Raw genomic sequence first — 21,042 nt, 5'->3', positions numbered from 1 at the left:
GGATCAAAGCTGAGAAAGCCGACGCAAAACGGCTTTCTCAACCACCATTCAGAGCCCGCAATGTTCCCCGCTCGATCAGCGTGCAGGGGAACAGGCGCGCCTCGGGGTAGCGATCTGGCGCCGCAAGCTGGGACACCATCAAGTCAACGGCGGCACTGGTGATCTGACGAATGGGCTGCCTGATGGTGGTCAGGTTGATGTTCTCCCAGCCCGCCATTTCCATGTCGTTCAGGCCCAGAATGCCCACATCCCCGGGGATTTTTAATCCCCTGCTTTCCATCGCGCTGAGCGCCCCAATGGAAATCACATCATCCGCACCAAAATACACCTCGGCCGGATCACCGCCATCCAGCAGCTCCAGCATTGCAGCGCGCCCCGCCGCAAATGAATATTCGCTGGAAAAGCTGTGCGAGACCTTCACCTCCGGATGCGCAGCCATTTCCGCGGCAAAACCTTTCAGGCGGTCCAGGGTTGAGACCGCACTGTCCGGCCCCCCCAGAAACCCAATGTGACGGTAGCCCCGCGCAAGCAGCGTGCGGGCCGCAAAAGCCCCCGCAGCCTCATTGTCGATCCCAACCAGATTGGCGTTCTCACTGCCGTTATAACGCGCAAACGCAAACACAACCGGGATATTCGCATTCTCAAACGATGCCGCAAAACTGGCCGGGACAGCACAGGTAGCATCAAAGAACAACTCAATTTTTGCAACCAGTTGCAAAACGGCATCCAAGACAATTTGATTGACGTGGATTAGGGTTCTGCGTCTGGCACCAGCCAGTTCGGTGTGCCCGATTTGGCCGCCTGTGTTAATCCTTGTCCGGCGTCAGCACGACAACCCCGAACAACATGTCGGCATCCGTCCAGATCTGATGCACTGCCCAGCCTTGTTGATGCGCAGTGCGTTCTAACAATTGGGGTGTGTATTTATGAGAATTCTCGGTGTGAATGGTTTCACCGGCCGTAAAACGGATCACCTGCCCGAGCAGATGAACGTCTTGCGTAACCAAACTGACCAGATGCATTTCAATACGGCTGTGATCAGCGACCCAGCGCGCTTCATGTTTGAACCCGCCCAGATCGAAATCCGCCTCCAGCTCACGGTTGATCCGGGTCAGGAGGTTCAGGTTGAAGGCGGCAGTAACCCCTTTTGAATCGTTATAGGCCTGCACCAAAGTATCGACGTCCTTGACCAAGTCCACGCCGATGACCAAAGCCGAAACCTTCGCCATCTTGCGTATCCGACCCAGCAATTGGGCAGCACCCTCGATTTCAAAATTGCCAATCGTTGAACCGGGAAAGAACAGGATCTTGGGGGTCTGCATCAACGCGGTCGGAAGAGAAATCTCATCCGCAAAATCTGCCACCACGGGAATAACATCCAGATCACTGAATTCCAGCGCCACATGTTGGGCTGCCCGTTGCAGATGGTCCGCAGAAATGTCGATCGGAACATAGCTTTGCAGCCCGGTCAGCACATTCAGCAAGGCCCGTGTCTTGGTACTAGAACCGCTGCCCAACTCGACCAGCGCCGTGCCGTGGGTTACGAATTCCTTCAATCGCACCGCATTCTGACGCAGTATCCCAAGCTCTGTCCGGGTGGGATAATACTCTGCTAGTTCGGTAATGGTATCAAACAGCTGCGATCCATAGGCGTCATACAGCCATTTGCTGTTGATCCGTTTCTGCGGCGCTGTCAGCCCATCCAGAATGGACCGCGCAAAAGCGACATCCGAGTGGCGTCCCGCATCAAAACCGGCAGGCGAAGGGGTCACGGTCATATTGGAAATCCTTATGAACTAGAGATCATCTGCAAGTCGAAGCCCGAACAACTGCCAACGCTGACCCGACCAACGGCAAAGGCTCCAGTCTCATAGTAGCTAACGTGAACAACCGGCGCGTCCAGCTCCACGGCCTGCGGACCCTGCAAAGAATAGCGCCACCATTGATCATTTTGCCGCCTCCTTTATAGCGGCGCATCCCAGCCTTCTTGCTGGCAATTGGTCCAGCCGTCGGACAGCCAGACTTCCGGATACGCTCTAAATTGCCGGGTTTGCCGAACCTGAATGGACAAAACCCGGGTTTGCCTTTCAAATGGGCCTACCCAGTTTCATAGAAAGAACGGTATTCTTCGGAGGTCGTCATGAAAGCACATCTTATTTTCCCGGCCCTGCTGGTCATGGTAGCCTGCGATGTCCCGATTGCCGCCACACGGACATCCGCAAGCGGCGAGACAGAAATCAAACTCCAGAACAACCTAAATTGCTGGGACAACCGCTGCATGCGATACAACGCGCAAAATGATACGTTTTCGCTCTCAGGTCGCTATGCGGTAAGAGCCCCGGCGGGCGCGGTCCAGAACGGTGGCTACATCTCTGTGGCGGCGTTTGAACAGACCTATTCCCGGGCAAGCCGTGCCTCATTCAATGGCCGCGAAAACAGATGAATGGTCCACGGTTCTCTTTCATTCAGGCCCTTGGTCATGAATTGCATGTTTCAGAATGGGGCTCTCGTTTCAATCCAGCCCTGATAATGTGGCATGGGCTGGCACGGACAGGTCGGGACTTTGATGAATTGGCCGCCGCATTGTCTGACAGCTACTTTGTGATTTGCCCCGATACAATCGGCCGGGGCCTGTCCAGTTGGTCAAGCACACCAGAAGCAGACTACACGATTGATTTTTACTCTAATCTCGCGGTCGCGTTGCTGGATCACTATAATATGGACATGGCCGCCTGGATCGGAACATCGATGGGAGGCATGATCGGCATGAGCCTGGCCGCCGGACAACATGCCAGCCGCCTGTCCTGCCTGGTCGTCAATGACATCGGGCCCGAGGTCCCAAAATCAGCAACTGACCGGATCGTGCAATATGTTTCGGAACAGCCAGTGTTCGAAACCATGGGCGACGCCGAGGCATGGCTGCGCAGCGCTTATGCCCCTTTTGGCCCCGCCAACCCGATATTCTGGCGTCGTATGGTGCGAACCTCGGTGCGACGCACGTACCACGGAAAAATCACGCTTCACTATGATCCCAACATCATCCAGCAATTTTCGCCGACCGCAGGAGTCGTATCTAGCTGGACGGACTATGCCACGATAGAACGACCGACCCATGTGATCCGCGGCATTCATTCTGACATCCTGACCCCCAACACCCTTGCCAGAATGCAGCAAGAAGGACCCAAGCCCAGTGTTACGCAAATTAGGGGGTGCGGGCATGCTCCGACATTATCTAGGCCCGAAGATATCCAGTGTGTCCGACAAATCCTAACCTCTCTCCAGAGTTAGGCCTTAAAATGGCAGGTCCGAACGGACAGCCCTTGGGCAATATGGACGGTTCCCGACTTTGCGCACCAATCGATGCCCATTTTCGCCAAGTATCCAATAAAAACAGGTCATTTGAATACAAACGCCAGAGTCCTGCAGTTTGCGTAATCTCGGAATGCGAATCAGGTAAATAGGAGGGGTAAATCGACTGACTAACTCAAAAAGCACTGCGTTTCTGGAGCCCCAAACTTTCTAAATGGCCCACAAAAATCGCTCTATTTCCAATCTAGCTTTGCTGTTTCACCCCCTATACGACGAAGGCTATCTGGGCCCGGAATGACCGTATCTTCGATCCGCCCAGGCCCAGAAACCAGCTCGGAAAAATCAACTTTAATGGTTTAATTCAATGAATTACCGTCATCTCAGAGCTATCCAAACCTGCAAGCCTCACGCTTACTTGGTGGTTGAATTCCGCGACTGAGGCACCAACCGGATATCATGGAGTTCGGCCAATCTACGCCTATCGTGAATTTAACTCTTGATCGAAGCGCAACAATCCCGCACATGGAGAGGGCTTACGTTTTTCTTTTTCGGCCTACTGTCTCCCGTTCTACGGCGTTCAGTCTTTCGATCCAGACCTGACATGCCGGGCTGCCGCACCAACGCGGGCAGCAACTAATAGGAGATTACGGATATGGCTAATGGCACCGTAAAATGGTTCAACTCAACTAAAGGCTTCGGCTTTATCGCACCAGACGGCGGCAGCAACGATGTATTCGTTCACATTTCCGCTGTTGAGCGTTCCGGCCTGACCGGCCTGGCCGACAACCAGAAAGTGACTTTTGACATCGAGCCCGGCCGTGACGGTCGTGAGTCCGCTGTGAACCTCGCACTGGCGTAAGCCTTTTCGAAATACAGTTATTGAAACGCGGCCCCTTGATGTGGGCCGCGTTTTGCGTTTCGGTTCCGCAATTCGGCACCTTAGATATTGGTTTACCATCTGTCGCGATGGGCCCGTTTGGACCATCAAACAACGCCAGCCTGGTGGCCGCTCAGGCGAATATCGCTGCTACATAGAAAAGCTACCGAAGATCAGCCCATGAAGTGCGACGTGCCTCTGGATTTGATCTTTGATTTCTTTAGCGTTCAAGGTCACTATTAGCCGAACGCCTAGATGCTATTTGAGCACTCACATCCAGGACGAGACCCCCCATATTTAAACGCCTGATTTTACCAAGCAGCCCATGGGGGCGCTTTCAAATTGCTCTCAACTTTGTCAGTTTTGTTCGATGCGCCACTCCCAAGGTGGCTGCGTGTATGCCTGCCAAATACCAAGACCCTCGGTCTGAGCGACGTTAGATTCCGCAAGATAGTAGCCTTCGTCCTGTTCTGGCCATGCTAACCCTTCACCGACCAACAGCGCACCAACGTCGGATCCGTCCGCCTGGCAGGAGGCAACGTAGAGCCCATGATTTCCGTTTTCACTCGTGAAGCATTCAACACGTTCGGCCATGTGAATGACATCCCGTGCCCGATCACTTGATTGGGCCGAACAATCCCAAGAGGAACCGTCTGGAGTGTTACACCGTTGTGCAGAGTCCGGTGCGTCAATACCAACCAACCGGATTCTAAGGTTCCCCAACGCCAGAAAGTCGCCATCAATAACACGAAACGCCTCACCCGGCGCCGAGACAAGGGGGCGAATGTCGGCAGAAAGTTTTTGTATACTGTGCAGTTCCAGGAAAATCCTCGCCGAAATGGGATCACCTGACGGAAGTTCCGCAGATGAAACGGTATTGGCCAATGTCACAAGTGTAGCGGCGGCTAAGGTTCGCTTTATAATCATTGTGGTGAACGCTCAAATTATTGGATTGGATTTTGGTCTAGCCAAAGAATGCAACCAAAGAGGCAAAAATTCTGTTAACTCAACGCAATTCTTTGTGGATCGATGCGCCGAGCTGAGGTTCCTTTGAGAATCTGATGGGATGAAAAGGGCCTGCAGCCAACCCTACCCTTCCGGTTTTCACTTGGGACACGCAGGATCAATATCTGTCTTCAAGCCGGTAGAACGACTATTAAAAGTCGTAGCGGGTCGATACGAATATCAACCTGAGAGGCAGGTAAATAAACCGTCGTTTTTTTCCAAATCGGCACAATGCGTTAAGCGTCGCTCAGGTCTGGGATATTCAATTCTATCGCTATGTCCGCCAGCGTTTTAACGAGATTTGGATGCAGCGGAATGCCATTGTCTTGCCGATCTTGTTGCTCATCGCCGCGGCCCTGGCCCGGTATTCTTATGGGACTATGGCCAGGAAATGGTGTTGAGCCCTGAAAAGCCGTAAAAATTTGGTCCGCAGTGTTCTTGAATGTCTGCAGATCACCAAAAGCTTCGATCGAGATCGCAGCCACGAACTGTCCAGTATTGGTGGGTGTTGTGGTTTCTTTGGAAAAGTTCACCACATCCGATCCAAAAGCAGCTCCATTCAGCGTTCCCGCCATCAAGCCGATGGCCATGGCCAGACCGTAGCCCTTTGCGCCGCCTATCGGCAGCAACAGACCTTCGTCTTGACGTGTCGGATCAGTCAGTGGATTGCCCTCGCGATCCACCATCCAGCCTTCGGGCATCTGTTCGCCACGCTGCGCCAGCACCTTGATCTTGCCGGCGGCAGCGGTTGTTGTCGCCATGTCCAAAACAAAAGGCGCAGATGTCCCTGCAGGAATAGCAATAGCCAGCGGATTGGTCCCCAGCATCAGATCAAGCCCACCAAAAGGCGCCACGTGATTGGCACTGCCGACGGCGGCGACCAGACCAATCATGTCATGTTCCGCGACCTTGTTAACATAAAGCGAGGCCGGTCCAGCGTGATTGCTATTACGCACACCGATCCAGCCAATGCCATGCGTCCTGGCCTTTTTCACAGCCAGTTCACTTGCGTAAGACATTGCCAGATGACCCAACCCGTTGTCCCCATCGACAACGGCTGTCGCGCCGCTGTCGATGGCAGTGTGCACCGATGCCACTGGGTTGTTGCCACCATCGCGCAACCGATTGACGTATTGCCGCAATCGAAAGGACCCGTGGGTGTCGTAGCCCATCAGGTCCGCCTGGACCATCAGCTGCGCTACAGACGCCGCGTCCTTTGCAGGCACACCAAGGGAAGAGAACGCGCTCGACAGGAAATGCTCAACATTGGATGCCGGATATCTTTTAGGCGATTGAGTCATGTTGTCTTCCTCGTCCAGCCCACGCCTGGTCAAATGCGTGCCTTGGCATAGTATTCAACCCTCTGCTCTAGCCATCCGATTGCTGATGAAAACAGCAGTGCAAAGATAAACAGCGTTACCGTAAGCGCCCAGAACTGTTCGAACTGGAAGTTGTCAGAGAAGGTTCGAAACAGACGGCCCAATGCAACAACCGAGACGAGCAGCTGGCCGATGACGATCCCCTTCACTGCACGGATAAGCCCCATGCGCACACCGGCCAGGATTTCCGGCAAGGCAGCCCAGAACAAAATCTTGGTCAACATCTGAAACCGGCTGGCCCCAAATGATCGACCCATTTCCACCAATGACGGGGAAATATGTCTAACGCCAGCGTAGGTATCCAGCGCAATGATCCATGTGGAAAACAAGACAACAGTCACCACAATCGTCGTTTGCCCAAGACCAAACAGCAGCATTAAAATCGGCACCAGCGAGCTGAGCGGCGCACTGGCAAAGATGTTAACCCACATGCCCAGAACACCATTGGCAATCTTGGACGTTCCCATAATGAAACCAATGGAGACCCCGAAAACGATCGAAATCGTCATGCCAATGACAAAGGACTGGAAGGTCAGCCAGGCGGCGGCCTGAAAATCATTCCGCTGGATCAGCAGAACCAGTTCCTGCATGACGGACGAAAACGGAGGCAGGATGAATGCCAGATCCAACTGACCTACAATCTCCCACAGAGCTATCCAGATGAGCAGTGAAAACACTGGTGGAATTCGCGTTCCAAATACAACCATATCTTCTCTCCTAGTCCAGGTACTTACGTAGATCGGCCCAAATTGCCTCGACCGTATCGAGGTAATTCTTGTCACGGCGTATTTCGTCGGGATCGGCGTCACGACTGAATTCTGGACGGATGATCGAATGTATGCGCCCGGGCCGTGGCGACAGCATTACAATCTGGTCAGACACATAGACCGCCTCTTCAATTGAGTGGGTCACGAAGATCACCGTCTTGTTTTCATTCGCCAACAGCGCAAGCAGATCTTCCTGGAACTTGCGGCGGGTTTGCTCATCCACGGCCGAAAACGGCTCATCCATCAGTAAGACATCTGAATTCACCGCCAAGGCGCGGGCCAGCCCAACCCGCTGACGCATACCGCCAGACAGTTCGTGGGGATATTTATTCTCAAACCCGGCCAGCCCCACTTCGTTGATGTAATGGCGCGCCCGGTCTTCGCGCTCGCGTTTGTCTTGCTTGGTCAATTCCATACCAAAGGCTACGTTCCGAAGGACCGTGGCCCAGGGGAGGAGTGCGAAATCCTGAAACACAAAGGCACGTTCCGGCCCGGTGCCATGCACTTGCTTGCCATTGACCAGCACGTCACCTTCGGTTGGCTCCAACAGCCCGGCAATGATCTTCAGCAAGGTGGTCTTACCACAGCCACTGGGCCCCAGCAGAGTCGTCATCTGCCCCCTTGGGAAGGAAAGGTTTACATTGGAAAGCGCATGAACATCCGGGCTATAGTATTTTGTGATGTTGCGCACTTCGACGATATCGTCTGTAGCGGCCTTGGGTGAATTATCTAGTGCAGCTGAAACGGACATTTATTGACCCTTTTTCTTTTCTGGACGGAAATAGTTGACTTCAACCGTTTCCAAAAATCCAACCAAGATGGCGGAAAACAGAATGACGGTGAACACGGCGGCATACATGTACTCGTAATCGGCAATGGATCTGTTGTATGAGATCAGGTCGCCAACACCGGTTGGTGTGATCAACAATTCCGCAAGTATGACGCCGATAAACCCGGCGGCCACGCCAAGACGCAATCCGGCAAAGATGACTGGGGCAGCGTTGGGCACGATAACCATCCAGATTTCCTGAAACCGCGTCCCCTGAAACGAGCGGCACATTTCTATCAGGCTGGGGCTGGCATGGCGGACCGCCTTATAAGTATTCAACACGATAATCGGCGCGGCCAGCATGATAACAGCCACTGTTTTCGCGGTCAGGCCAATGCCATATGCATAGGTAATCAAGGGGATCAGCGCGGCAACAGGCGAGGCCTGCAGGACAACGAATATTGGCTCCCAGAACCATTGTGCGGTTTTATTCAACCCCATCGCGATGCCGATGATCACGCCGAAGGTTCCAGAGATCACGATGCCAACGACAAGCGGCTTCAAGGTTTCTGCATAGGCGTAGAACAACCGGCCATCCACTAACATTTCAAACAAGGCCCGCATGGTTCCGGTGAATGTTGGAAAGGCGATGCTGATCGGCACAAGCCCGGCAATTTCCCATGCGACGAAAACGAGGACAATCGACAGCCCCTGGTAAACGCGCATTATCGGTATGCCCAATAGTGTTTCCCGGTCTGCCATCGGCATCGGCGGGGTTGTAGCAATAGAAGGAGCGTCAGACATATTTCTCGCTTTCAGTATAGCTAAAGTACTCGCCTGCCGCGCCCGTTATCCAATGCGGATACGGGCGCGGCACTTTATCAATGTGTGTAAGTCGGCTTTACAGCGCACCCAGTTTGTCGACAGCAGCGTCAACCGGGGCGAGATACCAGTAGTCCTCAACCTTAAAATCGGCGGCATCGCCTTCCAGCGTCCCGGATGTTGTGAAGAATGTGAAATCTTCTACAACCGATTCAGCACTGCCACCATTGTTGGGAAACAGGTCAATCGACACGCCATCGGTGAATGCCGGAACCAGTTCGTCCACCTCGATCTGCTCGATATCTGGCAGGACATTATACTTTTCACGCAGCGCAACAATTGCTGCTGGGTCGGCGTTGATCTCGCGCCATGTTTTGATCAACTCTTCGACCAAGATAGCCACCGCTTCGCTCTCGCTTTCCAGCCATTCACGGTTGGCATAAAGCGCCTCATCGGTTGCCTTGATTTCGGGCAGAGGCAAGAAGATGAACTTTTCCGGTGCTTCGCGTTCCAGAAGGCGGCGACGTTCATAATCAACGATGGAAACGTCAATGCGACCCTGAAGCAAGGCTCCTGCACGGACACCCGAGCCCGGCACATAGCTGACAGAATTGTAGGTGACGCCATTCTCTTTGGCCATCAATTGCATGATTGCCTCGGTGCCTGACCCCCGACCGTGCACAGCGACATCCGCGCCATCAAGGTCGGTCCATGCCTGATATTTATCGCCATTCACAACCGGGTTGAACCGCAACATTGACAGTTGATAGAACATCCGAATGGGTGCGTTTACTTTTTGGATAAGCGCATAAGGCGTACCCACACCAATGTCGGCCTGACCGCTCACAATCGCCTGCGCGGCTAGATCTTCGGACTGCAGGTAACTGGTCTCAACCTTTACACCACGTTCCGCGGCACGCGCGACGGCGATCATGAAGTTGACCATTTCGCCTCCGGGCACGTCACCAAACGCAACCCGCATCGTCCCTTTGTCCTGCGCTGCAGCCGGAATGCCCGCAAGCGCAAAACTGGCCGCAAGAACTGCGGCTGCCCCGGCACCTTTTAAAATTGATCTTTTTAACATTTCTACCTCCCTGGTTCCCTGTCTATCCACAATGGATTCTTAGAGCCCAATTCAGCCGACCTACTTATGCAGACTGTGAAGACCCGGTGTTCTGAATCGTATTGGTCAACGTCCCAATACCTTCGATTTCGCAAGTAACGACGTCGCCGTCCTGAAGCCACTGCGGTGGCTCCATCGCGTATCCCACACCGGACGGTGTACCCGTGATCAGGATGTCACCCGGCTCCAGCGTCAGCCCCAATGACAGGGATTCAATCAGCCGTGGAATTGAGAAAATCATGTCCTTGGTATTGCCGTCCTGCCGCAACTCGCCGTTGACAGAGAGGCTAATTCGCAAGTTCTCAAAGTTTGCGAGTTCATCAAGTGTCACAATTTCCGGGCCAAAAGGGCACGACGTGTCCAGCCCCTTGCCCTTCAGATATTGGCCACCGTGCGCGCGCTGCAAATCCCGTGCGGTCACATCATTGGCGATTGAAAATCCAAAAATGTGGTTGATGGCATTGGCTGCGTTGATGTTGCGACCGGGGGTCCCGATGATAACCGCAAGCTCAACCTCGTAGTCCATCTTTTCAGACACCGCAGGGTCCATCAAAACGGATTGATTTGGTCCAACCACAGCCGTCGGTGGCTTGGTGAAAAACACCGGAAGTTTGGGCACTTTGTACTGTTTTTCCTGCGCCCTGCTCGCTTCGGTAACATGCGCACGGTAGTTACTGCCGACGCAAAAGACGTTTTTAGTGGGCCGTGGTATCGGCGCGACAAGCGTGGCATCAACGGCCTTGACCCCCACAAAATCCAGATCATTCGCCTTAACGGCGCTGAGCACGTCGTTGCAGGCTTGGCTCATGGTCGGACCACCAGAGACAATATCCAGCACGCTGGTCGGTGGCATCATAGACGCAGCGACAAGTCCGGCGTCCTGAGCTCGCCCAAAAACAGTGGCTATATCAAGAATGCGATCCCCACCACAGCGCAATCCTGCGCGTAACTCTTTACCAGATAGATAAGTGACAATCTTCAAGTCCCAGACTCCCCATTCTTCAAATCGGCGTGTCGGCGTATATCCACGAAACCGGGACACACCATGCTGTCGCAATTTTTTGGCCAATCTTAAATTGGTCATTCCGGTCATTTAAAAGACCAGGCAGAAACCCTTGCTTTAATGAGCATAATGTGAATTTCTACTTCAAATACAGAAAACATTTAACCCAATGCAGAGATTGGTTCAAAATGACAAATCAAACTGACACGGAAACAGCTGCGCTGAAAACATTACGCAATTTCCTAATTGATCAGGAAATTGCGCTGAATGGTAAGCTGCCACCAGAGCGCCAACTCTGCATGGAACTTGGATTCACACGCGGCCGCCTGCGCAAGGCGATGGCGGTACTGGAGGCCGAAGGACAAGTTTGGCGACACGTGGGTCGGGGCACCTTTTACGGGCCGCGCCCGGTAATGAATTTAACGGACATTGAATATCTGAATGCTCACTCCCGCCCAACCGAAGTCATGGAGGCCCGCATGGCAATCGAGCCACAACTGGCCAAGCTGGCCGCCGTTCACGGCACTTCGTCCAATTTTGCCGAAATGAGACGGTGCAAAAAGCTCTGCAAATCGGCAGGCGAATGGCGGGTGTATGAATCCTGGGACAACAACTTCCATCAGGCCATTGCCAAGGCGACCTGCAACAAACTGCTGATCAGCCTGTTCGACACCTTGAATATCGTACGCAGATCCACGGTTTGGGGGCAGCTTCGGTCGACCAAATTGCCACCGGCAAACCACGCCAGCTTTGAAGAGCACGATGCAATTTATGACGCAATCGCGTCACGTGATGCTGAAACTGCTTCGCAGAAAATGAGCGAACATTTAAGAACTGTACGTGCCAGAACCTATGCAGCGATGGAAAAGACCTAGTGCGGATAACGGTAGCGCGGTCCAGCCTAAGCTGCAGTTACAGCCTACGCGACACTCAAGGCCGCAATCTGCGCGAGGTCATGTCCTGCCTCATTCAGAGTCTCCCGGTTATGTTGCTCTAACAACGGGACTGCGAGGTCTACCCCCACCGCTGCGCGGTTGAATTTGACAGGGCCGCCTATCGTCCCAATTTTGCCTGCGGTTGGGTGATCCGCCGCAACTATCATGTCACCAGCCCGCGTCTGAGGGTCTGATACCGGGCGTTCAGTGGTAAGTAGTAAACAGCATCAAAACCGCCAGCAGCACGCCCGCCTCTTCGATCAGTTGTTGCAGGCTTGCCTCTAGGTTGGCGGACATATTCACCGGTCGGAGGTTGCAGCAAGACGTTTTGTCAGGACCTTCATGACGTTCTCCGCCCAAAGGTTTGGTGGTATTTGTCGTTCTATGTCTTAAGTCAGCAGGTGCATTGCAGCTTGGACGCCGCCTTTTTCGTGGGGAACATCTGCTTTGCTCAGACCCATCTCAACGCCGGCCAGTGTGGCAACCAGCATCAGATCATTGAAGTCGCCCAAATGACCGATGCGAAACACTTTATCCGCCACTTTGGACAGACCATTGCCCAGTGAGATATCAAAATGCTCTAGCGTAGAGGCGCGAAACCCATCAGCGCTGTGACCCTCTGGCATTTTCACCGCCGTCAACACACCGCTTTCCTGCCCCTGATTGGCGCAGAGCACCTCTAGTCCCCAGGTCCGCACCGCCGCACGGGCCGCTGCCCCGTGGCGTGCATGACGGGCAAACACATTGTCCAGGCCCTCTTCGTGCAACATATCAATCGCCTCGTTCAGGCCGTACAGCAGGTTGGTGGCAGGCGTGTAGGGGAAATATCCAGTCTTGTTTGGCCCGACCATTTCTGCCCAGTCCCAATAGGACCGTTGCAGCATCGCCGTCTTATTCGCCGCCAGCGCCTTGGCACTTGCGGCGTTGAACGACAGACCGGGCGGCAGCATCAGCCCCTTTTGCGATCCCGAGACCGTCACATCCACGCCCCAGGCGTCGTGTTGATAGTCCAGCGATGCCAGGCCGGAAATCGTGTCCACCATGAACAGCGCCGGATGGTTGGCAGCATCGATGGCCTTGCGCACCGCGGCGACTGGCGACACCGATCCGGTCGAGGTTTCATTATGCACCACACAGACTGCTTTGATCTGGTGGCTATGATCCTCGGCCAGATAGGCCTCGATTTGGTCGGGGTTCGCACCGCCGCGCCAATCACTCTCAATAAATTCAGCCTGCAGCCCCAGTTTTTCAGCCAGCTTTTTCCACAGGGTCGAAAAATGGCCGGTTTCAAACATCAGGACCCGGTCACCAGGCGACAGCGTATTGACCAGCGCCGCCTCCCAGGCGCCCGTCCCCGAGGCCGGGTAGATGAATACATTCTCCCTGGTCTTGAAGATCGTCTTCAGACCGTCCAGCGCACGCAGCCCGACTTTGGCAAAATCCGGGCCGCGGTGATCAATGGTCTGCTGACCAATCGCGCTCAGGATACGGTCTGGCACCGCACTGGGCCCCGGTATCTGCAAAAAATGCCGCCCAGCTTTTCTCATGACAAATAAATCCAGTCCCATAATGTTTGGTACAACCGACGCAGATGTCGGCAAAAATCTCTTTCTGGTTGAATTAACGTAATTTTGAATTCATAATTATGTCAACTGATAATTCGCACGACGCCTTTGCAGCACTGGATCGAAAATGTCTCAGCTCTCCGATGTCCTTGAGAAACGCGTTGCGGGTGATCTGCTATTCGACAGCTTTTCGCGGGGCCGCTATGCGACCGATGCGTCGCTGTACCAGATGATGCCACTGGGCGTTCTTTCCCCGAAATCCGAGGACGACATTCGTGCCGCCATTCATATTGCTGGCGAACAGGGTGTGCCAATACTGGCGCGCGGCGGCGGCACATCGCAAAGCGGCCAAACCGTCAACAAGGCCTTGGTGCTGGATAACACCCAATACTTCAATGATATCTTAGACTTGGATGTTGAAAATCAAAAATGTACCGTGCGCCCCGGTATCGTTCTGGACGTGCTGAACCGCGCGCTAAAGCCGCATGGTTTATGGTTTCCAGTCGACGTCTCGACCGCTTCACGGGCCACGATTGGCGGCATGGCGGGCAACAATTCCTGCGGTGGGAAATCCCTGCGGTATGGCATGATGCGCGACAATATTCTGTCGATTGACGCCATTCTGGCCGATGGCAGCCAACACCATTTTGGACCTGTCGGGGCCGCCCCCTCTTCATCCGACTTTGCCTTACTCACCCAAGATCTGCTGCATCTGGGTATGCGCGAGGCCGATGAGATTGATACGCGCTTTCCCAAGGTGATGCGGCGCGTCGGCGGTTATAACATTGACGCACTGACGCCCAAAGACACGCCCAACAACCTTGCCCATCTGCTGGTCGGGTCCGAAGGCACGCTGGCCTATTCCACTGCAATCGAGCTGAAACTCTGGCCGCTGATCCCCGAGAAAATTCTGGGGGTCTGCCATTTTCCAACCTTCCACCAAGCGATGGATGCCGCCCAACACCTTGTGAAACTGAACCCGCAAGGGGTTGAACTGGTAGATTCCACAATGATCGCCCTAGCCCGTGACATCCCCTTATTTCGCCAGACCATCGAAGACTTCGTCACCGGCACCCCCGAGGCCCTGTTGCTGGTGGAATTCGCCGAGGAAGACCCCAACCAGCACCTGCCCAAACTGAAACAGCTTGAAGAACTAATGGGCGACTTGGGCTTCTCGTGGTCCGGAACAGGCAAGAACTGGGGCGGCGTAGTGCCGGTCGCCGATCCCAAAATGCAGACCCGCATTGCCGACCTGCGCAGCTCTGGCTTGAACATCATGATGTCGATGAAGGAGGACGGCAAACCGGTGTCCTTTGTCGAGGATTGCGCCGTCGAGCTGCCCGATCTTGCGGAATACACAGCAGGTCTGACTGATATTTTCGAAAAATACGGCACCAAAGGCACCTGGTACGCCCATGCCTCGGTCGGTTGCCTGCACGTGCGCCCGGTTCTGAACATGAAGCTGGATAAAGACGTCAAAACCATGCGCGCAATCGCCGAAGAGTGTTTTGATCTTGTCGCCAAATACAAGGGATCACATTCCGGCGAACATGGCGACGGGATTGTCCGGTCTGAATTCCACGAAAAAATGTTCGGAGCCCGGATGGTGGCCAATTTTGCCGAGGTGAAAAAGCGGTTCGATCCTAAAGGGCTGTTCAATCCCGGCAAAATCGTCGACGCGCCCAAAATGGATGATCGTGGCCTGTTTCGCTATGGGCCGGACTACGCAGCGCCTGAATTCCACACCGATGCCGATTGGTCAGACTGGACAGGCAGCGGCGGTGGCTTTCAGGGAGCCGTCGAGATGTGCAATAACAATGGCGCCTGCCGCAAACTGAAAGGCGGTGTCATGTGCCCCTCGTTCCGGGTGACCCGCAAAGAACAGGACGTGACCCGCGGCCGCGCGAATACGTTGCGTCTGGCGATATCTGGGCAATTGGGGCCGGATGCGCTGACCTCGGACCAAATGCTTGAGACAATGAAACTCTGCGTGTCGTGCAAAGGGTGCAAGTCCGAATGCCCAACCGGGGTCGACATGGCCCGCATGAAAACCGAGGTGACGGCGGCACGGGCCAGAAAACACGGCATCAGCCTGCATGACCGCCTGGTCGCCTATTTGCCGCATTACGCGCCCTGGGCCTCGCGGATGTCCTATCTGGCAAACCTGCGCAACACGGTACCAGGCCTGGCTAAAGTAACCGAAAAGCTCACCGGCTTTACCGCAAGCCGCGCCCTACCGAGCTGGAGCGCGAAGGCGTTTAAAGACGACGAAGTTCCGCCGCAAGACCAGCCGCAAGCCGTTGTTTTCGCAGATTGTTTCAACCGATACTTTGAACCCGAGAACCTGCGCGCCACGGTCAAGGTACTGACCGCAGCCAATGTCCGGTTTCAGGTGGCAGCTGCGCCAAAAGGCGAACGCCCCTTATGTTGCGGACGTACTTTCCTATCTGCCGGTTTGGTGGACCAAGCCAAGGCCGAGGCGCTGCGGCTGGTGGATGCCCTACTGCCCTATGCTCAAAAAGGTCAGCCGATCGTTGGACTGGAACCCAGTTGCCTGCTGACCCTGCGCGACGAAATTCCCGGCCTGCTGCCGGGCAAGGACACCGAGTTACTGGCCAAGCAGGCCCGTATGCTGGAAGAATACATCGCCGATCAAGACGATAACCGCGATTTCAAGCTGAACCTTAAATCCCCGGCACCCCGTATCTTACTGCACGGACATTGCCACCAAAAGGCAATGGGGGTGATGCCGAGCATTGAAAAAACCCTGGCGCGTCTGCCCGACACCGAGGTTGGAATCATCGAGACCAGCTGCTGTGGAATGGCAGGGTCATTCGGTTACGCGGTGGAGACCAACGAGATTTCACGCAAGATGGCCGAAGTTGATCTTGCCCCTGCAGTCAGGAACGCGGACAAAGAGACGCTGATCGTCGCAGATGGGACGTCATGCCGCCATCAGGTTGCGGATGTGACCCAACGCAGACCCATTCATGTCGCGCGACTTCTGGAAATGGCCCTGGACCACTGATGCGAGACATTTTATGAGCCAAGAAACCGCAAAAGAAACGATCACCCGCAAATCTTTGCATTTGGAATTGGTAGATCGCCTTCAACCACTAATTATCGGTGGCGAACTTGTACCGGGGAGTAAGGTGCCGGAAAAGGAGCTCTGCGCGCGCTTTGGCGTGTCGCGGACCCCAATGCGGGAGGCGCTAAAGGTTCTGGCCTCAGACGGGCTGATCCGATTAGAGCCCAACCGGGGGGCCTGGGTCACGCGTGTGACCATCGGCGAAGTCGAAGAAGTCTTTCCGGTTCTTGGCGCCCTCGAAGCCCTGTCTGGCGAACTCGCCTGTAAAAGTATCACCGACGAAGAAATCGCAATCGTCAGCGCCCTGCATGACCAACTGATGCAAAGTTACGAGAACCGGGATCTAGACGCCTACTTCAGTACCAACCAGAAAATCCATAGGGCAATCCTGCTGGCTGCCCGCAATGACACGCTGACAACCTCTTGCCAGGCGCTGTCTTTGCGGATGCAAAAAGCCCGCTATTTGGCCAATATGTCTGACGGGCGATGGTTTGACGCGGTGCAGGAGCACAAAATGATACTGAAATACTTGGTTGCTAGAGACGGCAAACAATTGGGAAAGACTTTGCTCGACCATATCGAGGCAAAGAAAACCTCTGTCGTGCAGTGGCTAAGGGCGCAAGATAGTTCAACAGACCGTCAGTAATGTACCGTTGCAGATAAAGCCTGCCAGAAACGGGGACAGGGATGCCTCTAGAGCATCCAGAAGCGACTGCCTACGTCACCTTCACCCAAGGATCTGATCGACCATCGCACGCACTTTCTGTTGTGACGTCTCAAACCGTCCATTCGGCGGGTCAAAATCAGAAAACGCCACGCCTCCAAGCACCCGAACATTACAAGAGGCATGAACCTCCTGAACTCCTGTGGCGGCCATAACATCTGCGACATTGGCCGCCGTTAACCCACATCCGGGCATAATCACGATCCGACCCGCAGCCTGTTTAACCATCTGTCCAATCAGTTTCGCGCCGTCTTGTGCAAAAGGTTCCGCGCCAGAGGTGAGCACCCGGTCAAACCCCAAATCCATAGCCTGGTTAAGAGCCATCAAGGGATCAGGCACCACATCTATCACCCGATGCAGGGTTGTTCCCAAGCCCTCTGCAGCATCCATCATTTGCTTCAGCAAGGGTATGTTCAACCAACCTTCAGCATCCTGAGCCCCCAACACCACGCCCGCCAGTCCAGCCTTTTGTGCAGTCGCAATATCGGCAATCATGATATTTGCCTCTGCCGTTGAAAACTCAAACAGGCCACTGCGCGGGCGGATCATTGCGTAGCAGTCTATGGGCAAAGCCGCAGCGGCGTGCATCAAGCCTGCCGACGGCGTCAGCCCACCTTCGGACAACGACGAACACAGCTCCACGCGCCCTGCCCCACCCTTCATCGCGGCAATCACACCATCGATCGTTTCAACGCATACTTCCAGCACAGTGCTTTCCCTTGCTACGCGCCCGAATTCACCGGTCCGCCAATAATGAGTATCAGTGCCAGACTTGAAACAACTTGGATACCGGCCTTTCACATTGGATGCTTAGAATCCACTTCTGCGGCACGGGCAACTCCCAAAGATTTCAATGCTTCATTCACATCACCAAGGGCGGCCACCGCAATTAAGATGCGCCACCCCGGCTGCGATACAGCGGAATAAATGATCTGACCGGAGCTGCAGCAAACCCTCTGCAAACAGAAAGCCAACCAGTCATACATGAGAATTTTGGGGAACGGATCACCCTAAGGCGGCTTCAACTTCTAGCTAAGCAATTGATTTTGTGGCGGAGAGACAGGGATTCAAACCCTGCGAAACGTTCCCAGAGCTCTCCTTTACTGGAAATTTCTCTCTCACCTACCACGGTTGCGTTAGTTCAGTCCCAAGCCGATTTGTGGCTAATGCTGCGCCATACTCGAATTCTTCAAAAAACCGGAAAGCCGACCTCCGCTGCGATCATCATCAACGTCAGCACTGCACAGGAAGCGTCCGATGCAAAGTCGGGAACACCCTGGGCCAAGTGGGATAAGAACAGCCCTTTTCCGACCTTCGCCTTGCGTTGGGTACCCTGCTCAGCAACGAAATAGCCACCGTTGAAAACTGAAGCCGCGAACTCGCCAACTTGATGGAAGCGGAGGCTTCAATTATCGCTTACTCCCTTGAAACTATTGAACAGTGAGCGGAATCATAGTCAGAACCCTTCTATCAGTGTTCATAAGATATCGGATTTCATAATTCCCCGGTTGGCCCGGCGCAGTGACGGTCAGCGGAGAGCCATTTCGTGTGTAGGAGTAAGTCAGATAGTTTTCTCCCGGCACACCGATGGCGATGATATCGCCTCGATAGTCGGGGCCATCCCAGGTCACCTCAATTTTGCCACCTGCGGGCGTGGTGGCGGGGGCGGATAACGAGGCTGATACCTCGGTGACAGTGATGTTGGATATGGCAAGTACCTTACGTTCAGCCCCGGCCAAATACTTCACAACGTAATCACCCGGTAAGGCTGGAAGAGTGAGGTCGAGCGGTGTGCCTTCTTTGGTGTAACTGTAGTTCAGGTAGCTTCGATCTTCATCATCGGGTCTGCTGACAACAATAATGTCCCCTCTGTAGTCCGGGCCTAGCCAGTCAATTTGTATGGTGCTGCCAGCAGGTGCTGACTGTGGGGCTGTCAGGCTGGCGCTGATTTCAGTCACTTCGATTTCAGTTACCGCCTGCACAACACTATCTTGGCCGAGAATATAACGGATTTCATACCGCCCAGGCTCCAACGGCAGAGTCAGATCGAGAGGTGAACCCTGTTTGGTATAGGTATAGGAAAGGTATTTCCGATCACCGGCGCCGATTTCGGCCACTGCTATGATGTCACTCCGATAGTCCGGGCCGGCCCAATCGATCTGCACGTCACTGCCGGCTGGTGCAGACGCGGGTCCGCTCACTGAGTACTGCAAGCCAGTAACCGTCACTGGCACACGGGCCAGCATCCGGTTTTTCTGGCTCATTCGATAGACGATGTCGTAGGCGCCGGGATCTGGTGGCAGCATAAGTTCTGCAGGTGACCCGTGTTTGGTATAGACGTAGTTGATCAGTTGATCTTTACCCGGTTCGGTGACGGCAATCACATCACTTTGATAATCCGGCCCAATCCAATCGATCAGTACAGTGGCACCGGCAGGCAGGGTGTCAGACGGTGTAATCGAGGCCTCAACCGGGGTGACTGTGATTGCCTGAGTGGCCAGCACCTTGCGATGATCACTTGATACATATCGTAGCTCGTATGCACCTTCCTCCGAAGGCATCACCAAATCCAGAAGAGGACCGTGTTTTGTATAGGTGTAATTGATCCAAGGGGATGAGGCTTCCGGGTCAGCGACGGAAATCAGATCACCCTTTTGGTCTGGTCCAGACCAGCGCACTTGTATCGTGGAACCGGCAACCGCGGTTGCAGGCCCTTCGATTGTGGCCGGAGGACGAAACTCTGGCAACTCCAGTACGATTTGCTTGTCCACCGACCCAATGCCAAACCGACGTTCCGCAAAGGTTTCATCGGCAATCCTGAGAACCGAGATCACGTATTCACCGCGGTCCAGTTCGGTCCTGATGTCCGCAACAGCCTGATTTTCCAGAATTGCCCCGTCCGGTGATGTCAGGTTCCAGATCAAGCCCTCGGTGATACGCGGGCCATTGCGGCCATCGATGGCATGTGCACGCAGGCTGACCGGATCGGGTTCCGGTTCTGGCGCAGGCACTGGCGTTGCGATTACTGCCAGTGCGTTACTCAACTCTGCAGCGGTATCCGCGGTTCGGAATGTACCACCCGTTTCTTCGGCCAAACAGCGCATTTGCGCAATTGCTTCTGGGTCTTCGATGTTGAACCCGACAACATGTGCAGTGAAATCAACGCCTGTCTCTTCCAACGCGCGCGCGGCTGCGCAGGGGTCTGGATTGCAGGTCTCAATCCCATCAGAGACCAGGATGACGGAGGCCTTTTCCTCGGTATAACGCAGAGCTTCGGCTGCGGCGATGACCGCGTCCGTCATCGGCGTTTTCCCTTTGGGCTTGATCGAGTTTACCGCTTCGACAATCGCCCCGTGCCGACCGACCTCTGGGATGATGATCGTCTCAATGTCACTGCAATCCCCCTTACGACGATGACCGTAAACCGTCAGTCCCAGTTCCTGGGTTTCGGGCAAAGACTTGAGCAATTCTCCTACTACGTCCTGCGCGATAGAGATCTTGGCCCTGCCGTCGATCTGTCCCCACATCGAGCCTGAGCCATCCAACACAAGTATGGCCCGTGACTGCTCCTGAGCGATGCTTGCGGATGACAGAATGAAGAAACAAGCTGTGCAGGCGGCAAGAATTGATCTGATCATGTCCTCAGTCCTTTTGCATAGCAAGACGGGGTGATCGC

General features: G+C 54.4%; 18 protein-coding genes. 6 read left to right on the top strand and 12 right to left on the bottom strand.

The features are described 5' to 3' along the window. Positions 1-37 precede the first annotated feature (37 nt). Both EBB79_RS05005 and egtD read right to left on the bottom strand, forming a co-directional pair. Positions 38-718 (bottom strand): substrate-binding domain-containing protein, encoded by a 681-nt coding sequence (locus tag EBB79_RS05005; RefSeq protein WP_164860746.1) that lies wholly within the window; start codon positions 716-718, stop codon positions 38-40. Positions 719-806: 88 nt separating this feature from the next. After that, entirely contained in the window at positions 807-1,778 is a 972-nt protein-coding gene (egtD, locus tag EBB79_RS05000; protein WP_127747876.1) for an L-histidine N(alpha)-methyltransferase, read from the bottom strand. A 362-nt stretch (positions 1,779-2,140) separates the two neighbouring features. On the opposite strand from egtD, the gene EBB79_RS04995 reads away from it, so the two are divergent. The 3 genes from EBB79_RS04995 to EBB79_RS04985 all read left to right on the top strand — a co-directional run bounded on the left by EBB79_RS04995 (position 2,141) and on the right by EBB79_RS04985 (position 4,168). After that, positions 2,141-2,443 carry a hypothetical protein gene (locus tag EBB79_RS04995; RefSeq protein ID WP_127747875.1) on the top strand — a complete coding sequence of 101 codons (303 nt, stop codon included), beginning with the start codon at positions 2,141-2,143 and terminating at the stop codon, positions 2,441-2,443. After that, positions 2,440-3,288, top strand: coding sequence for an alpha/beta fold hydrolase (locus EBB79_RS04990; RefSeq protein WP_127747874.1), 849 nt, complete (start codon positions 2,440-2,442; stop codon positions 3,286-3,288). Before EBB79_RS04995 ends, EBB79_RS04990 begins: the two co-directional genes overlap by 4 nt. A gap of 673 nt (positions 3,289-3,961) precedes the next feature. Continuing rightward, entirely contained in the window at positions 3,962-4,168 is a 207-nt protein-coding gene (locus EBB79_RS04985) for a cold-shock protein (RefSeq protein ID WP_127747873.1), read from the top strand. A 375-nt stretch (positions 4,169-4,543) separates the two neighbouring features. On the opposite strand, the gene EBB79_RS04980 is transcribed toward EBB79_RS04985, so the two are convergent. The 7 genes from EBB79_RS04980 to EBB79_RS04950 all read right to left on the bottom strand — a co-directional run bounded on the left by EBB79_RS04980 (position 4,544) and on the right by EBB79_RS04950 (position 11,033). After that, positions 4,544-5,113 (bottom strand): thermonuclease family protein, encoded by a 570-nt coding sequence (locus EBB79_RS04980; protein WP_127747872.1) that lies wholly within the window; start codon positions 5,111-5,113, stop codon positions 4,544-4,546. A gap of 314 nt (positions 5,114-5,427) precedes the next feature. Continuing rightward, positions 5,428-6,492, bottom strand: a complete 1,065-nt coding sequence (locus EBB79_RS04975) for an Ldh family oxidoreductase (RefSeq protein WP_127747871.1) — start codon at positions 6,490-6,492, stop codon at positions 5,428-5,430. A gap of 29 nt (positions 6,493-6,521) precedes the next feature. Beyond that, entirely contained in the window at positions 6,522-7,277 is a 756-nt protein-coding gene (locus tag EBB79_RS04970) for an ABC transporter permease (RefSeq protein ID WP_127747870.1), read from the bottom strand. Between the two features lie 10 nt (positions 7,278-7,287). After that, positions 7,288-8,088 (bottom strand): ABC transporter ATP-binding protein, encoded by an 801-nt coding sequence (locus tag EBB79_RS04965; protein ID WP_127747869.1) that lies wholly within the window; start codon positions 8,086-8,088, stop codon positions 7,288-7,290. After that, complete coding sequence (locus EBB79_RS04960) at positions 8,089-8,910, bottom strand: ABC transporter permease (RefSeq protein WP_127747868.1); 822 nt, start codon at positions 8,908-8,910, stop codon at positions 8,089-8,091. It abuts the gene before it with no gap. A gap of 97 nt (positions 8,911-9,007) precedes the next feature. Then, positions 9,008-10,012 (bottom strand): ABC transporter substrate-binding protein, encoded by a 1,005-nt coding sequence (locus EBB79_RS04955; RefSeq protein WP_127747867.1) that lies wholly within the window; start codon positions 10,010-10,012, stop codon positions 9,008-9,010. A gap of 64 nt (positions 10,013-10,076) precedes the next feature. After that, on the bottom strand, positions 10,077-11,033 hold the full coding sequence (locus EBB79_RS04950) for a fumarylacetoacetate hydrolase family protein (protein ID WP_238705001.1): 957 nt from the start codon (positions 11,031-11,033) through the stop codon (positions 10,077-10,079). A 209-nt stretch (positions 11,034-11,242) separates the two neighbouring features. Here EBB79_RS04950 and EBB79_RS04945 point away from each other — a divergent pair, with 209 nt between their 5' ends. Continuing rightward, complete coding sequence (locus tag EBB79_RS04945; protein ID WP_127747865.1) at positions 11,243-11,929, top strand: FadR/GntR family transcriptional regulator; 687 nt, start codon at positions 11,243-11,245, stop codon at positions 11,927-11,929. Positions 11,930-12,378: 449 nt separating this feature from the next. On the opposite strand, the gene EBB79_RS04940 is transcribed toward EBB79_RS04945, so the two are convergent. Further along, positions 12,379-13,536 carry a pyridoxal-phosphate-dependent aminotransferase family protein gene (locus tag EBB79_RS04940; RefSeq protein WP_127747864.1) on the bottom strand — a complete coding sequence of 386 codons (1,158 nt, stop codon included), beginning with the start codon at positions 13,534-13,536 and terminating at the stop codon, positions 12,379-12,381. 145 nt (positions 13,537-13,681) lie between these two features. Between EBB79_RS04940 and EBB79_RS04935 the strand changes: the two genes are divergently transcribed. Next, positions 13,682-16,582 (top strand): FAD-binding and (Fe-S)-binding domain-containing protein, encoded by a 2,901-nt coding sequence (locus tag EBB79_RS04935; RefSeq protein ID WP_127747863.1) that lies wholly within the window; start codon positions 13,682-13,684, stop codon positions 16,580-16,582. Between the two features lie 13 nt (positions 16,583-16,595). Continuing rightward, positions 16,596-17,288, top strand: a complete 693-nt coding sequence (locus EBB79_RS04930; protein WP_127747862.1) for a GntR family transcriptional regulator — start codon at positions 16,596-16,598, stop codon at positions 17,286-17,288. A gap of 81 nt (positions 17,289-17,369) precedes the next feature. Here EBB79_RS04930 and EBB79_RS04925 read toward each other — a convergent pair whose 3' ends face one another. Together EBB79_RS04925 and EBB79_RS04920 are read right to left on the bottom strand one after the other, a co-directional pair. Then, on the bottom strand, positions 17,370-18,074 hold the full coding sequence (locus EBB79_RS04925) for a copper homeostasis protein CutC (RefSeq protein ID WP_238705000.1): 705 nt from the start codon (positions 18,072-18,074) through the stop codon (positions 17,370-17,372). 722 nt (positions 18,075-18,796) lie between these two features. Continuing rightward, positions 18,797-21,004 (bottom strand): vWA domain-containing protein, encoded by a 2,208-nt coding sequence (locus tag EBB79_RS04920; protein WP_127747861.1) that lies wholly within the window; start codon positions 21,002-21,004, stop codon positions 18,797-18,799. Positions 21,005-21,042: the final 38 nt, after the last annotated feature.

Origin of the sequence: Parasedimentitalea marina, assembly GCF_004006175.1 — a bacterium.
GTDB classification, from domain to species: Bacteria; Pseudomonadota; Alphaproteobacteria; order Rhodobacterales; family Rhodobacteraceae; genus Parasedimentitalea; species Parasedimentitalea marina.
Note: the sequence above shows the minus strand (reverse complement) of the source record. Positions and strands in the feature narration are given on the sequence as shown.

Coding starts and splice junctions, on each gene's coding strand:
- egtD (WP_127747876.1), bottom strand. CDS start 1,778: ATGACCGTGACCCCTTCGCCTGCCGGTTTTGATGCGGGACGCCACTCG.
- EBB79_RS04995 (WP_127747875.1), top strand. CDS start 2,141: ATGAAAGCACATCTTATTTTCCCGGCCCTGCTGGTCATGGTAGCCTGC.
- EBB79_RS04990 (WP_127747874.1), top strand. CDS start 2,440: ATGAATGGTCCACGGTTCTCTTTCATTCAGGCCCTTGGTCATGAATTG.
- EBB79_RS04985 (WP_127747873.1), top strand. CDS start 3,962: ATGGCTAATGGCACCGTAAAATGGTTCAACTCAACTAAAGGCTTCGGC.
- EBB79_RS04980 (WP_127747872.1), bottom strand. CDS start 5,113: ATGATTATAAAGCGAACCTTAGCCGCCGCTACACTTGTGACATTGGCC.
- EBB79_RS04975 (WP_127747871.1), bottom strand. CDS start 6,492: ATGACTCAATCGCCTAAAAGATATCCGGCATCCAATGTTGAGCATTTC.
- EBB79_RS04970 (WP_127747870.1), bottom strand. CDS start 7,277: ATGGTTGTATTTGGAACGCGAATTCCACCAGTGTTTTCACTGCTCATC.
- EBB79_RS04965 (WP_127747869.1), bottom strand. CDS start 8,088: ATGTCCGTTTCAGCTGCACTAGATAATTCACCCAAGGCCGCTACAGAC.
- EBB79_RS04960 (WP_127747868.1), bottom strand. CDS start 8,910: ATGTCTGACGCTCCTTCTATTGCTACAACCCCGCCGATGCCGATGGCA.
- EBB79_RS04955 (WP_127747867.1), bottom strand. CDS start 10,012: ATGTTAAAAAGATCAATTTTAAAAGGTGCCGGGGCAGCCGCAGTTCTT.
- EBB79_RS04945 (WP_127747865.1), top strand. CDS start 11,243: ATGACAAATCAAACTGACACGGAAACAGCTGCGCTGAAAACATTACGC.
- EBB79_RS04940 (WP_127747864.1), bottom strand. CDS start 13,536: ATGAGAAAAGCTGGGCGGCATTTTTTGCAGATACCGGGGCCCAGTGCG.
- EBB79_RS04935 (WP_127747863.1), top strand. CDS start 13,682: ATGTCTCAGCTCTCCGATGTCCTTGAGAAACGCGTTGCGGGTGATCTG.
- EBB79_RS04930 (WP_127747862.1), top strand. CDS start 16,596: ATGAGCCAAGAAACCGCAAAAGAAACGATCACCCGCAAATCTTTGCAT.
- EBB79_RS04920 (WP_127747861.1), bottom strand. CDS start 21,004: ATGATCAGATCAATTCTTGCCGCCTGCACAGCTTGTTTCTTCATTCTG.